This window comes from Deltaproteobacteria bacterium (genome assembly GCA_016177765.1).
Classification (GTDB): Bacteria; UBA10199; UBA10199; order JACPAL01; family JACOUP01; genus JACOUP01.
In genome coordinates, this window is sequence record JACOUP010000008.1 from 1,199,843 (window position 1) to 1,214,103 (window position 14,261).

13 protein-coding genes are annotated in these 14,261 nt (G+C 55.2%); 8 read left to right on the forward strand and 5 right to left on the reverse strand.

What is annotated here, in order from left to right; genetic code table 11:
• The first annotated feature begins 5 nt into the window (after nt 1-5).
• The 4 genes from HYS22_08305 to HYS22_08320 all read left to right on the forward strand — a co-directional run bounded on the left by HYS22_08305 (nt 6) and on the right by HYS22_08320 (nt 5,872).
• On the forward strand, nt 6-1,142 hold the full coding sequence (locus HYS22_08305; protein ID MBI1910153.1) for an acyl-CoA dehydrogenase family protein: 1,137 nt from the start codon (nt 6-8) through the stop codon (nt 1,140-1,142).
• A 7-nt stretch (nt 1,143-1,149) separates the two neighbouring features.
• A complete protein-coding gene (locus HYS22_08310) occupies nt 1,150-2,727 on the forward strand; it encodes an acyl-CoA carboxylase subunit beta (protein ID MBI1910154.1) in 1,578 nt (525 codons plus the stop codon).
• Entirely contained in the window at nt 2,724-3,572 is an 849-nt protein-coding gene (locus HYS22_08315) for a 3-keto-5-aminohexanoate cleavage protein (protein ID MBI1910155.1), read from the forward strand. Before HYS22_08310 ends, HYS22_08315 begins: the two co-directional genes overlap by 4 nt.
• A gap of 155 nt (nt 3,573-3,727) precedes the next feature.
• Nucleotides 3,728-5,872 (forward strand): choice-of-anchor D domain-containing protein, encoded by a 2,145-nt coding sequence (locus tag HYS22_08320; GenBank protein ID MBI1910156.1) that lies wholly within the window; start codon nt 3,728-3,730, stop codon nt 5,870-5,872.
• A gap of 2 nt (nt 5,873-5,874) precedes the next feature.
• On the opposite strand, the gene HYS22_08325 is transcribed toward HYS22_08320, so the two are convergent.
• The 5 genes from HYS22_08325 to HYS22_08345 form a co-directional block, all read right to left on the reverse strand.
• Nucleotides 5,875-6,876: an FHA domain-containing protein gene (locus HYS22_08325; GenBank protein ID MBI1910157.1), complete on the reverse strand. Its 1,002-nt coding sequence runs from the start codon at nt 6,874-6,876 to the stop codon at nt 5,875-5,877.
• Nucleotides 6,866-8,113: a tetratricopeptide repeat protein gene (locus HYS22_08330; protein ID MBI1910158.1), complete on the reverse strand. Its 1,248-nt coding sequence runs from the start codon at nt 8,111-8,113 to the stop codon at nt 6,866-6,868. The genes HYS22_08325 and HYS22_08330 overlap by 11 nt, the downstream gene beginning before the upstream one ends.
• An 11-nt stretch (nt 8,114-8,124) precedes the next feature.
• Nucleotides 8,125-9,156, reverse strand: a complete 1,032-nt coding sequence (locus HYS22_08335) for a hypothetical protein (protein MBI1910159.1) — start codon at nt 9,154-9,156, stop codon at nt 8,125-8,127.
• Between the two features lie 40 nt (nt 9,157-9,196).
• Nucleotides 9,197-9,823, reverse strand: coding sequence for a hypothetical protein (locus tag HYS22_08340; GenBank protein MBI1910160.1), 627 nt, complete (start codon nt 9,821-9,823; stop codon nt 9,197-9,199).
• 119 nt (nt 9,824-9,942) lie between these two features.
• Nucleotides 9,943-10,566 (reverse strand): LysE family transporter, encoded by a 624-nt coding sequence (locus HYS22_08345; GenBank protein ID MBI1910161.1) that lies wholly within the window; start codon nt 10,564-10,566, stop codon nt 9,943-9,945.
• Nucleotides 10,567-10,632: 66 nt separating this feature from the next.
• Here HYS22_08345 and HYS22_08350 point away from each other — a divergent pair, with 66 nt between their 5' ends.
• The 4 genes from HYS22_08350 (at nt 10,633) to HYS22_08365 (ending at nt 14,255) form a co-directional block, all read left to right on the forward strand.
• The gene (locus HYS22_08350) at nt 10,633-12,666 is read left to right on the forward strand and encodes a PEGA domain-containing protein (GenBank protein ID MBI1910162.1); all 2,034 of its coding nucleotides are present in this window, start codon (nt 10,633-10,635) and stop codon (nt 12,664-12,666) included.
• Nucleotides 12,667-12,752: 86 nt separating this feature from the next.
• Nucleotides 12,753-13,070: a hypothetical protein gene (locus tag HYS22_08355; protein MBI1910163.1), complete on the forward strand. Its 318-nt coding sequence runs from the start codon at nt 12,753-12,755 to the stop codon at nt 13,068-13,070.
• Between the two features lie 71 nt (nt 13,071-13,141).
• Entirely contained in the window at nt 13,142-13,672 is a 531-nt protein-coding gene (locus HYS22_08360) for a hypothetical protein (GenBank protein ID MBI1910164.1), read from the forward strand.
• 160 nt (nt 13,673-13,832) lie between these two features.
• Nucleotides 13,833-14,255, forward strand: coding sequence for a tetratricopeptide repeat protein (locus HYS22_08365; protein MBI1910165.1), 423 nt, complete (start codon nt 13,833-13,835; stop codon nt 14,253-14,255).
• Nucleotides 14,256-14,261 lie beyond the last annotated feature (6 nt).

A 14,261-nucleotide genomic window follows, 5' to 3' on the forward strand; every position in this document is an offset into this window, starting at 1 on the left:
TGCCCTTGGTCTCTCCCTTCACCGAGGAACACCGGATTTTCCGCAAGACCGTCCGTGATTTTGCCGAAAAGGAACTCTTCCCCCATCGGGAAGAGTGGGAAAAAGGGCGCGGATTCCCGCGCGAGGTTTTCAGCAAAGCGGCGGCGCTCGGCCTGCTGGGGGTTTGCTACCCGGAGTCGGTCGGGGGGAGCGGCGGCGACGCCTGGTTCAAGGTGGTTTTTTGCGAGGAGATCGTTCGTTGCCAGATGCTGGGGTTGGTGATGGATCTCCTGGTGCAGGCCGATATCGCCACGCCCATCCTTAATACCCTGGGGACTGAAGAACAGAAAAAGGAATTTTTGATCCCCGCCCTCAAGGGGGAAAAGATTGCGGCGCTGGGGATTACGGAGCCGGGGTGTGGTTCCGATGTGGCGAATATCCGGACGAAGGCGGAACGGAAGGGGGAGGATTACCTCATCAGCGGTGCCAAGATGTTTTGCACCAACGGGGGGAGGGCCGACTTTATCACCCTTTCGGTGAGGACTGGCGGTCCGGGGCATCAAGGGATCAGTCTGGTCACCTTTCCGACCGATCTGAAGGGATTTTCTGTCGGGAAAAAGTTGGAAAAGATGGGGAATCACACCTCCGATACGGCCCTCCTCCATTTTGACAATTGCCGGATCCCGAGGCGGTATCTGATTGGCGAAGAGAACAAGGGATTTACCTACATCATGAAGAATTTTCAGGGGGAAAGGCTGGTTGCCGCCCTGATGGCGTATGCCGCCTCTGAGAGAATTTTAGAGGAGACGATTCGCTATACTTCGGGACGAGAGGCGTTTGGTAAAAAAATAGTTGATTTTCAGGTTTGGCAGCACAAATTTGCCGAACTGGCGACAGAAATTGAGGCAGCCCGGCGGCTCACCTATCATGCCGTTTCTCTTTTCAACGAGGGGGCTGAATGTTCCAAGGAGATCTCGATGGCCAAGCTCTTTGCCGGGGATCTGGCCCAGAAGGTTGCCTATGACTGCCTCCAGGCCCATGGGGGGTACGGGTATATGGAGGAGTATGCCCTGGCCCGTTTTGCGCGGGATATCCGGTTGATTACCATCGGTGGCGGGACCTCGGAGATTATGAAGGAGATTATCGCGAAGCGGATGGGGTGATCCTTAAATGTCTACACTCAAAGAATTATCAGAAGGACAGAGAGAGAAAAAAGAGAAAATCCTCAAGATGGGTGGGGCCGAGGAGGTGGCTCGTCAGCACAAGGCTGGTAAACTGACGGCGCGCGAAAGGGTTGAACTCCTTTTTGACAAAGGGACGTTTGTTGAAACGGGGATCCTGGCCCATCATCAATCAACCCATCCCGATATGCAGGGACGTTACACGCCGGCGGATGGTTGTATTACCGGTTACGGCAAGATTCAGGACCGCCTGTCCGCCTGTGCCGCCTATGATTTTACGGTGATGGCCGGTTCCATCGGTTACGTTCAGGAACGAAAGGTGGACCGTTTAAGGGAAATCGCCCTGCGCCAGAGGATCCCGATGATCTGGCTCCTCGATTCAGCGGGAGCCAGAATCCAGGAACTGGCCGGTTCGCAGTTTGCGGAGAGCGGCAAACTTTTCTATGATCAGGTCAAGATGAGTGGCGTTGTTCCACAAATCGCGGCGATGATGGGTCCCTGCGCCGCCGGGACAGCCTACATTCCAGCTCTGGCCGACTTTGTCCCGATGGTCAAGGGGACCAGTTCAATGGCGCTGGCCGGGCCGCCGCTGGTCAAGGCGGTGATCGGGGAAGAAATTTCAATGGAGGATCTGGGGGGCTCCAAGATCCATTGTGAGCTCAGCGGTGTCGGTGATCTTGAAGTCGCCAATGATCAAGAATGTATTCAGGTGATCAAGGAGTATTTGGGCTATTTCCCACAAAATTGCGGTGAAAAACCGGCAAGACCTCTTGGCGGCGGCCCGGGATCAGAATTTGAAGAGACGCCGGATGAGCATGTCAGTGAGTCGATCCTTTCAGTCCTCCCCGACAGTTCCAAAAAACCGTACGACATGCACGAGATCGTCAAAAGGATTGTCGATCACGGCCGGTTTTTGGAGATCAAGCCTTCCTTTGCCAGGAATATCATTGTGGGGTTCGGTCGTTTCTGTGGTCATGGGATGGGGATTGTGGCGAATCAGCCGGCTGTTTTAGGGGGTGCCCTGGATGTCGATGCGGCAGACAAGGCGGCCCGCTTCATCAATCTCTGCGATGCCTTCAACATCCCACTCCTCTTTTTGCAGGATGTCCCCGGTTTTATGGTCGGCTCAAAGGTAGAGAGGCAGGGGATCATCCGTCACGGGGCGAAGATGCTCTACGCCGTCTCCCGGGCCTCGGTTCCCAAACTGACCGTGGTGATTCGCAAGGGGTACGGGGCCGGCTATTATGTGATGTGCGGGAAGGGGTATGAACCGGACGGGATTGTCGCCTGGCCGACGGCGGAAATTTCTCTGATGGGGGCGGAAGGGGCTGTGAACATTATTTTCAGGAAACAGATTGAAGAGTCAAAAGATCCCGAAAAGGCCCGTCGTGAACTGGTCGAGCGGTACCAAAACGAGATCAGCCTGGAAAAGGCGGCCGCTGGGGCCTATATTGATGACATTATTGACCCTCGCGACACTAAAAAATGGATCGTCAAAACCCTGGAGCTGGCGGAGCATAAAAAGGTTTACTGGCCGGATAGAAAGCATGGCGTCGCCCCCGTATGAACGACAAGGTGATCATCACCTGTGCGTTGACCGGTGTCCTGGCCAAAAAAGAACAATGCCCCGCAATTCCCTACTCCCCTGTTGAGATTGCCGAGGAGGCAAAGCGGGCTTATGAGGCGGGGGCGACGGTGGTGCATATTCATGCCCGGACCCCTGAAGGCGCCGCCTGTTGGGACCCCGATGTTTTTGGCGAAATTAAGCGCGAGATTCGTGCCCGTTGCCCACTCCTCTTGAATTTTTCCAGCGGTGGGATCGGGTTGCCTATTGAAGAGAGGACCCGGCATATTGGGACCCACCGTCCGGAGATAGCGGCCCTCAACATGGGTTCGATGAACTATGCCATTTACAGCCGGAAGACCAAAGAGTTTTACCACGATCATGTCTTTGCCAATCCGTTCAAGGACATCCGGTACTGTCTGGAGGAGATCAACAAGGCGGGGGCCTTGCCGGAACTGGAGTGTTTTGACTGTGGCCACGTGGGAAATGCCGAACCGTTCATCGATCTGGGCCTCTTGAAGAAGCCGGTCCATTTTTCACTCATCCTCGGGGTGTTGGGAGGGATCTCGACCCGTTCCGGGAATCTCGCCTGCATGGCAGCGAACCTGCCCGTTGGTTCTCACTGGGAGGTGATCGGGATCGGCCGGGACCAGTGGCGGCTGGTCCGTGAGGCGCTGGAATTGGGAGGAGAGGTTCGGGTCGGGCTGGAGGACAACCTCTATCTTCCGAATGGGGAAATGGCCGGCTCCAACGGGGAACTGGTGGCGGCTGCCGCATCTTTGGTTCGTGAGGCCGGGAAAGAGGTCGCTACCTTGACCGAGGCGAAGGAAATCCTTCATAATCAATAAATTATACGCGTGCCTGGCACCAGACCCCCCCATTGGTGCCAGGCACGCGTGAAACTCATTGAGATCTAAATAGATTTTGAAATCGAATTTTCACGCAACCTTTTCCTCCCCCCAGCGATACAGGGCGGGAATTCATTCATTGTTTAAGGAGGGTTATGGGAGCTTTTACTTTCGGTTTCAGGGCCCTGAGCGGAGTCAATTCGGAAGAGACGGCCCGTTCTGTCGACCGGCCTCATACCGAGCGAACCCAGGCCACGATGGTCCAGGTGGAACCGGGTATCCACTTTTCAGGCGATTCCTTCGGGGTGGTCTGGTTATTTCCGATCCCCCTGGCTGTTCGGGAAACATGGCAACGGAAGCAATTCAGGTCCTATGGGACCGGTTTTGGAACGGCGCTTGAGGCCTTTTATCGGCCGAATCCGGAAGGGGCCGGGGTTGTCCTCGGTGCCGGAGGGACGGTCTATCCTTATTACTTTACCCGTGGCGATGAGGTTGTTGAAGGCAGGGAGCAGGAGGGGGTTACCCGGACCATCGAACGGTGGCGCGGGCAGGGGTACGGCTTTGTGGGTTTCCATATTGGGGAGGCCGACCTTTTGGCCACCGGTGGGTATGCGGTTGAGAATACTTATAGTCATCTCCCGGCCCCGGATCATGTTATTGTCGGTTTTGCCGTCAGGGTTCTTCCTGGTGGTAAGGCGCCGGAACCGGCACCACCATCACCAGCATCCCCACCACCAGTAGCAGCGGCCCCTAAACCGGTAGCGACCCTTGGGCTCTCCGCGACAGAGCTCGATTTTGGGGAGGTTGTTGTCAAAGAAAGATCGAGTCAAACATTGACTATTACGAATAACGGCACCGCCCCTCTTGAGATCAAAGAGATGAAGATTCAGGGGGATTATTTGGCATTCGGCTTTTCCCCCGCACCGGAGAGGGTGCCCGCCGGTGGTTCCGCAACGATTGAAATTACCGCAAACCCCACACTGGAAGGGGAGACCACAGGGCAACTGGTTTTTGAAACGAATGATGATTCCCATAAAACAGTTTCGGTGGACCTAAAGGTGACAGGGGTGGCCCCACCAGCGCTGCCAGTTCTGGTACTGGGGACTGCTGAAATCGATTTTGGCGTGATCTCTCTTGGCAAAAAATCGAGGCCCCGGGAATTCGTCATCAACAATAATGGGAAAGCCCCTTTGCTTCTGACAGAGATTAAAACGGACAATCCTGTTTTTCAGGTCACGGTTAACAACTTGACCATTGCGGCCGGGAGCTCCGGCGAGATCGAGGTGACCGCCTCCCCCACCGGAGAGGGGGAGATTAACGGTCAACTCCTCTTTGAGAGCAATGATCCCAACAACAAATCTGTCGCCAAAGGGCTCAAGGTGCAAGGGAACGCCTCGGTTGCCTCAATGGAATTGTCTCATGAGGTACTGGATTTCGGTGGGGTGACAATCGGAAAACAGGGGAGGCTGGTGCTGACCATCCACAACTATGGAACAAAGGCCTTGGGGGTCAGCGGTATCAAGGTTACCGGAGACCCCTCCTTTACGGTGGCCACAACCGAACTGACGATCGCCCCAGAGACTTCGGGGACGGTAGAGGTAGTTGTCTCACCGAAGATGGCAGGTGCTATTCAAGCCCAACTAGAACTTCAGAGCACCGATCCGAACAAGCCGAGTTTGTCAATTCCCCTGAAGGTGGAGGGGAAGGTTCGGGCGGTGGCCATTGCCGATTTCTTCGACCTTGTGGAGGGCCTGAAGGATCCGAATATCCGCGTTGATCGGGCCGGGGGAAAGGTCCTGATCGTCTCCGACGTGAAGTTTGCGACCGGCAAGGCGACCGCCCCCGATGCACGGCGCGAGGCGACAAACTCCCGGCTCTTTAGCCAGGCGATGGACTACATTATTCGCTCCATCAAGGGGATTGAAAAGGTCCTGCCCTCGGGGCACAAGCTTCGTGTTCGTGTCGTGGGGCATACAGACAGCGTTGGCAGTGAAGCCAGCAACCAGACCCTCTCGGGAGGGAGGGCGACGATGGTAGCCGGCAAGCTCCATGAAGAGATCGCCAAGGATGGCTCTGCGATCGGTTCCTTTGAGACCTGTTCCACGGCCGATCCCTTCTTCTGTGCCGAAGGGAAAGGGGAGTCCCAACCGGTTGCCAACAACAACTCGGAGGGAGGGCGGGCGAAAAACCGTCGGACCGAGGTCTTCCTTGAAGTGATCCTCCCAACCTCTGCGGCTCCCGCTCCTTCAGAACCGGCGCCGGCACCGGTCCCTAATCCATCAGGGACTCCTGATTTGTAGGGTTATTTTAAAAGGGCGATAACGGCGGCAACACAGAGGACGAGGGCGACCCCCCCGATCACAATCCAGAAAATTTCTGCCGGCCCGAGGAGACCAGCCGGTTTTTCAACCGGTAATTCCGAAAATTGCCCCTCTTCCGGCTCCTGAACCGCCGGTTGAGCAGGTTTGAGTCTTGGTTCGGGAGGAGCTGGTTTTGGTTTAGGGGCCGATTTGACTTCTTCCTCGGTAATAATCGGCGCCAGGACTTGGGCATTGATATCTTGCGGGTTGTGATAACGGACCGGGATCGTTCCCAGGAGGAGGGAATCGCCGTCCCGGAGGGCGATTCGCCCAAGCTGTTTGGTCTTGACCTTGGTATTATTGACGAAGGTCCCGTTTTTACTGTCCAGATCCTCAAGGGTGACGGTGTCCCATTTTTTGGTGACCTTGGCATGACGCCGGGAGATCACCTCTTCATCCAGCATCCACTCGCAGGCGGGATCACGGCCGATCACCACCGTCTGTGTTTTCCCTTCGAGAACCAGTTTTTTTCCGGCATACTTCCCCTTGAGGACTTCCAGCGAAGGGGCCGTTTCTTTATCAATCGCCTTGAGGATCTTCTTGATCATCTTCACCTCAAGGACATCGGACTCGGTGACCTCATAGGGTGATCCACCCAAGGGTGATTCACCCGAGGGATCGGCGATCTTTTGTTTGTCGCCGGTGACAAACTGCATTTCAAATTCCTCAATCCTGATCTTGTCCCCCGGCCGGAGGATGGTTTTCTCCCCGTGGTTCATCTGCCGGTTGTTAAGAAAGGTCCCGTTGGCACTCTTGAGGTCAAGGAGGAAGAGGTCTTCTTTTTCAACGAGGATCTTGGCGTGACAGCGGGAGGCGGCACGGCTCTCCAGCACCACAAAGTTGGCCGCATCGCGGCCGATCCCGATCTCTTTCTGGTCCAGTTCGTAGACGAGCGGGGTCGGGTTTTTCTTGCTGGTGAGAATCAGGAGAGGCCTAGAGCCCACCACACCCTCCGTTCGCCTTGATTACCTTTTTCGCAATCTCCAGCTCCTTGGGGAATTCCTCCGGCCGGTCTTTGGTAAAGAGGCAAAGGTAGCGGTTGGCCTCCCGTCCGTCCCCCGCCTCATGGAAGAGTATCCCGAGGTTGTAAAGGCTCCGGGCATGATGCGCGTCCACCGCCAGGGCCGCCCGGAAATTGGCGGCGGCAGACTGTTTGTCCCCCAGGGCCAGATCGGTCATGGCCAGGTTGAAATGGGCCTCGATAAAGTCGGGATTGATCTCGCGTGCCCGGAGGTAAGCCTGCCTCGCCTCCGGATAATTCTGCCTGAGGGTGTAGGTGTACCCCAGGTCAAACCATCCCTTCTCGTTTCTTGGATTCTCTCCGGTGATCTTCAGGAAAATTTGGAGTGCCTGGTCTAAAGACCCCTCCTGCAGGAGGGCCTCTCCATACTTGAGCCTGTTTTCTTCACTGCTGGCGGCAGTAGTGACTCCGACATTTTTTGCTTGTCCTCCGAGGGCCGTGGCCTTGGCGAAGGCGGCCTGAGCCCGCTCCGCATCCCCTTTTTCCATGTAGAGGGAGCCGAGTTTGTTCCACGGTTCCGGGTCATCCGGTTTGGTCTCAATCGCCAGCCGGTACCGGATGATCGCCTTCTCCCATTCGCCCTGTTCCCGATAGACATCCCCCAGATCGCTATGGGCATGGTACAGACGTGGTTCGATATCGGTCGCCTTTTTGAAGGAGGCGATCGCCTTTTTGCGAAAGCCGTCCGGATTCCTCCCCTGATGGACATACTCCCGGTAACAAAGCCCCAGATTGTAATGGGCGTCGGCATATTTTTTGTCTTTTTGGATCGCCTTGGAGATGGAGGAGATCGCCTCCGGGATATTTCCCATCGCCAAATAAACGGCCCCCAAGTGATTGTGGGGACTGGCCCACTTTGAGTCAGCCTTGGCCGCCTTCCTCAGGCTCTCCAAGGCGTTCGGGTAATCCCCTTTGTATTTATAGACCAACCCCAGATTGTTCCAGGCCTCGGCAAATTTTGGGTCCATCTCGGAGGCTGTCTTGAATTCCCATTCGGCCTTGTCCAGGTCATTGACGGCCAAGTATTTGACCCCCTGGTTATTGTGGGACATCGCCAGGTCCGAGGGGATATGCTTCTTTTTTCTGGCGGCAAAACTTGTCGAAGAGAAAAGGAGAACCAGGACAATGAGGGGAATCAGGAAACAGGAGGTCTGTCGCATCGTTTTTTGTCTCATGAGGCGCAGGGGTCCAGTTCATGAAGTTCGCTTGAAGAAGGAAGCCGCTGTAACGAGAAAAGATCTCCTGGGAGGAGGGAGAGTGCCTTTTTAAATTCTGAGGCGGCCCCTTTCTTGCTTTGGTTGAGAAGGGTGGCCCCCGCCGTTTGATGGATATCCGCCTCCAGGTAGTTTTTGGCGATAACCCCCATCCGTTCGGTGATGTAGGGGTGGAGGAGGGCCGCCTTGGTCATGTCCCGGGCCGCCTCTTCCACGAAGGGGCGGGCAAAATCGTTCCCGATCACCTTTCTTAAGGTGGCCTTCATCAGAAGAGATTCGGCATGCCCGAGGTAGGCCTGGACGTAGTTGTAATCCCGGCTGATGGCGTCTCCAAAGAGTTTGATGGCAGGGTCGATTTCATCAGCCCGGCCTGATTCCATCGAAAGACGGCCGAGGATGTAGCTTTTAAACGCCTCCAGGGAACGGGTCTGGTGTTTGTACGGGAGCCTCCTTTTTCTATCTGCCTTCAACCCCTTTATATCGGCGGAGGCCCGGTCGGCGATCTCCAAAAAGAGTTCGAAGATCTTTTCCGATTGGGGAAATTCGACCGTCCAGTTGGCGCGTCCCAGTTCTTTCTCCTCCTGGACATCCACGAAACGGGCGTAAACCTTCAGGGTTGATTCTTCACGGGTGAAAAAACCGTAGACGACAGAGGCGGCACCGACCATTTTGCCGATATCGGCCGCTTCTTTCGTTTCCGTGGCCTGGTACCGTTTCTTGAGGGAGCTCTTGACGACCGTCAGATTTTTGTTCAGGGAGAAATAGTCAGAAAGGAGGAGACGGAAGGCTTCAGAGAGCCATTCTTCCGATTTTTGCCGGCTCTGATTCCCGAACGAAAGAACCATTATTTTTTTGTCTTTGGTTTCCATCCCCTCGCCACGATTTCTCTGAAAAACCAATTCCCAGTTCGGGCAGGAACCAGCTCGAAGGGGGAAGAGCGGCCAGAGTGAGAGGAGAGCCGTTAGCAGGAATAGTTTGAAAGGGGTCATCCCCTTCCTATAACTGATTATAAAAACGGATTCTAGTGGTTTATTCTAACTCCCTTATGTTCGGGAAGAACAGGTATTGGGAATCTTTATGAAACCCGTCAGGGGCCAGGGGGAAATAGTCAATGCGGACAAGGACCTTCTTTCCGTTCGAAAAAATACCGGCCACCACGGGGCAATAGATAAAGGGGCCTTCAAATGGTTCAGGAACCTTATCTTCAACAATGATTGGCATGGGACGAAGCTCCTTCAGGGAGGCCTTTTTTGGATTTTTGAGGACGAGCTTCTCTTTCTCGAGGTCAACAAAAAGCATCGAACCTCCCGGGAGTGGGCAATGGCCTGCCGATTCACAATAGGCTCCCCATTCAGGAGAGGAAATCCGGTATTTCTTCAGCAGGCCTTTGACCTCTTCCAGGGGAAGGGGCGATCCTCCCTGATTTCCCTCCCGGCAGGCCTTGTCGGCGTCAAAAATTTTTATTTTTTCCCTGTCTTTCGACCCTCCCTCTTTTCGGATCACAAAGGTCAGGCTGGAGGCGCATTCACCGACCGGTGATTCCAGGATCAGGGCGTAATATTTGCCGTCCGGGGACCAGCCGAGGAAACCGCCGGACGGCTTGGATGACAGACCCTTGGGCGAATCGCCCTCGGGTGGCACACCCTTGGGTGGCACACCCTTCCAAAGACGCGGCGTTCCTAAAAAGGTTTCTTTTATATGGGAACAGGGGTTGGTGGGGATGGCTGGCGATTTCGCCGCGAGGGGCGGCCTGGGAAGAAGGAGACTGACGATGATTATTGGGGGAATGAGGAAAGAACGGCCCAGCTGCCCAGGGCGATCAGAACGAGGGCGAGTCCTTGCATGACGTGACGGATCCGCAAAGGGGAGATGTTCTTTTTGATCGGATGGGAGAGGGTGACCAGGATGAGCCACCAGGAAAGACTACCACAAAAGATGCCGGATGTGATCTCAAAAAAGAAGATTTTGCGGGGATCGACCGGGATCAGGTTGGAACCGGTGAAGAGGGCGGCAAAGGCAAACATCGTCATCGGGTTTGTCAGGGTGAGGAGAAACGTGGAAAAGGCATCCCATGTATAATGGTGGAGGTATCGGGGGGTCAGAACCTCATCCGCCTTCAGGAGAGGGGGTTTGTTGAAGAAAAACTTGAGGCCGAGGACCACGACAATCAGTCCCCCAACCGGCTGGATCCAGACGTAATATTTTTCCAGCCAGGAGATCAGGGCGACGAGTCCCATGGAGGCGAAGAGGGCGAAGAGGGCATCCGCGGCGGCGGCCCCAATACCGCTCGCAAAACCGGCAAGATAACCAAGGCCAAGACTCCTCTGGAGGATCAGCAGGGCAATCGGCCCGATCGGGATGGCGACGATAAAGCCCAGGAGAAGCGATTTGAAAAACATGAGGATCCTTTTTGCCAACTTTGTTTTATTTTTGCAAGGTCATTGATTTTATGTTAGAAAACGGAGGTGGCTGACGAGCGGGATGAAAAAACAGATGTCCACTTCAAGGCCGAGTCGGCCCCTTCCCCTTCTTCGGAAGCGGCTTACCCTTGTTTGGAGATCATTAGTGGGCCTCGTTCGGGGACCCGGTTTTCCCTGAAACAAGGGATGACCTCCCTGGGGAGGTCGAGCGAAAATGATGTCGTCATGGATGACTCCAGTGTCTCCAGGCGTCATGCCGAAATAGAGATTGCCGGTCCCAGAATGACGATTCGGGATGCCGGGAGTCGTAACGGCATCAAGGTTGGGGGGCAGAAGATTGAACAGCCAGTGGAATTGGGGCATGAGGGCCGGGTCAAGATCGGTATTTTTGAATTACGTCTCTTGACAGGTCCCGCCGGTCCCGCAACTCCGTCGCCTCCCCAACAAACGCCGGACGCTGGGGCCGCTGAATTCCCTGAACCGGGGGGAGGGGTCGAAAATTTCAACGAACCGTTGAGTGAATCACCTCTGGGCGAATCGCCATTCAGTGAATCCCCCTTGCCCAGGGAATCGCTTTCCCCCAAAAAGAAGAAATGGATAATTTATCTCCTTCTGCTTCTTTTAATCGGCGGGGGCAGTTTTGCCATTTACCAGTATCTCTTGCCAAAAATTATCCCGCCGCTTCCTGAACTGGTCCAGAAAGGGGAAGGCGGCCCGGTGGAGGAGGGGAAGATGGGGCAGGCACCGGCAACGGGCGCTAGAACGGAGGCGACGGTCCCGATTTTTCTGGATTTTACCTCAACCCCGCTTCCGGCCGAGGTCTTCTTTGGGGATCAGTCGGTCGGGATGACACCGCTTCGTCTTCAACAGACTCTTCAGACCAGCCGGATTTATGAAGTCCGGGCGGTCTACAGACTTGCCGAGATGGGGGAGACGCTTGAGGCCAAGTTGCAGTTTTCACCACCGCCTGGCGTTCAGGTCCTGACCATTCCTTTTGTAGGCCGGGTTGGGCTTTTTAAAATTGCCTCTCTGCCGCGGGATGTCGCACTCTATCTGGAGGGGTATTATGAAGGAGATCCCTTCAAGGCCAGGCCGGTGAAGTTCAGCGATATTGTCTTCGGCAAACCGATCTACATCCCTTACGGAAAGTATGTGATGGATGTGAGGCGGAATCGCCAGCTGGGGGTTTCCCAGACCTTTCTGGATGAGGTGGTTTACCGGAGGGAATTTGTCATCTCCCCGGAGGCCAGCAACTATACGGTATCGATTGCAGACGCCGACCTGACACTCTTCCCGGTAGAGATTGCCTCCGTGCCCTCCGGCGCCGAGGTCTACTTTGACGATAAAAAAGTCGGTGAGACGCCGTATCAGGGGAGTTTTCCTGTTGGTGAACATGCGATGGTTCTCAAAAAAGAGGGGTATTTTGACTACGCCCAGATGGTCAAGATGCCGGTTAATACCCCTTACGCGGCGGAGGTCAAACTTCAGACCTCGGCGGCCGGGGAGATGATCAACCTGGCGGGCGACAAGATCAGGGAGGGGCGGTATCAGGAGGCGCAAGACGCCCTTGTTGAGGGGTTGAAGAGGGCGCCGGCCCCGCGGGAGATTGCCCAGATCAACTATCTCCTGGGGCTGACCTTTTTCCGGACGAACCAATACCCCGAGGCGGTCGGTTACTTCAATCAGGCGATCGGCCATGATGATTTCAAGTACCGGGCCCGGTTAGGGATAGCGAACGTGGCGTTGGCCCAGGGGGAGAGGATCCAGGCGTTACAGCTCTTCATTGATGTCTTTATGGCCTCCGAGGACCCTGCCGTTCGTTCGGAGGCGGCCCGCCTGTTCCAACAGATCAGCCCCTTGAAGTCGGTTCTTTTTATCGCCTCCGACCCGCCGGGGGCCAAGGTTTTGGCCAATACCACGGAGGTGGCCCAACCGGCGCCGGTGATCCTCCACGACTTGGGGGTCGGGACCTACCGGATCACGATTAGAAAAGAAGGGTATCTTCCTGAGGAGATCAAGATAAACCTGGGGGTCAGTGAATTCAAGCCGGTGATCGCCAAATTAAAACCGGTGAAATAGAAAGCGGATGGGGCGACGTGAACCTACTATTAATTTGACGGCTGGACCAAAGTTTGCTAAAGTTTCTAAGGTGTTAGACCCAATTTATGGCGAATAACCCGCTGGCCGGTTTTAATGTCAGTTACCCCGCAATAGAGAAGCTTATCGATACGGAGGAGTTTGCCACGGTCAATAAAAACTTTGGTGCCGCCTACTCCGAGCTTGAGAAAATCACCAAGCAAAAAGGGGGGTTAGGCAAGGTCAAACAGGCCCGGAAAGGGATGAAGGCCCTTGAAAAGGTGATGGACCTGTTGGCCGAACTCCTCAAGCTCAAATACCGGTTGATGGCCTCCCAGGAGGGGGTTTCCAGCAAGGAGAAAGGGACTGGGGTGTCTTCTCCCCCCAAGGGTGGGAATAAAAAGTAAGGGGGGACGAAACTCCACAGGGGGACCGGTCCGATAATCAGGGTAGAGGGATTAAATAAAAGGAGTCACCTATGATTACTTCCATTGACCCGTCACAGATTAGGCAAGAGGCGCGGGCTGTCGATATGCCGAGCACCGGGATGAGTACCTTCTCGACGGTGATGGCCTCCTCAGCCCCGACGGCAGGCGCCTCGCTCAGTGTGGCCGGGCAGAACAAGAGTGCCGCGGTGACCTCCGCCGCGATCAGCGGTGTCTCCGGGGCGACGGCAACCAATGGGTATATGACCCCTTTTGGTAGTCCGGCAGCGATGCCTGTCAGCTCTCCATTCCAGGGTGGTTTACCGACGGGGGGTGGCAGTGGTGCGGCGGGCGGCGTGCTTCCTCCAGGGGCGAATACCTCTTTAATGCAGGGCGGTGCCGGAGACGTTTCCTACCTCCAGAACCTGGATATCATCGGCCGGATGAGAGACACCAACATGCAGATGCTGGTCTTGCAATCCGATGTGCAAAATGTGAACCGTGAATTCTCGACCCTTTCGAACGTCTTGAAGAGTAAGCATGATACGGAGATGAACTCGGTTCGAAACATCCGGGTAGCGTAAAATGTCGGCAAAGGGCCATCTACTTTGTTGGTTGCTTCGACAGCTCCTCGACGTACCTTTCAGTACGCCTGCGTCGCGTCTTCAGCAACCTGCCTCGTATCTGGCGCCTTTTCCAACATTTTAGAAATTTATGGTCAATATCGAACGCGACGATTTAATTGTGATGATGGAATCGGGGTATATCTATCTCGGGATGGGGCGGTTTGTTGAAGCCCGCGAGGTCTTCGAAGGAGTTTCTGTCCTTGCCCCGGAGAGTGAGGTCCCCCACGTGGCTATCGGGAGTGCCTATTTTGCGGAAGGGAAATTCGACAAGGCGATCCAGTGCTACAAGAAAGCCCTCGGTCTGAAGCCGGATAGTTCCTTTGCCCACTCTTATATGGGGGAGGCCCTTTTCTTTAAGGGGAGAAAAGAGGAGGCGATGGATGAGCTTAAAAAGGCGGCCTCTTTGGATCCGGAAGGGAAATCAGGCGGTTTTGCCCAGGCCCTGCTGGATGCGGTCCAAAAGGGGTTTCAACCTTCCTTCAAGGGTGATTCACCCAGGGGTGAGTCACCCAAGCCGGAGACGAACGTTTCCCGGAGTTAGCGGATG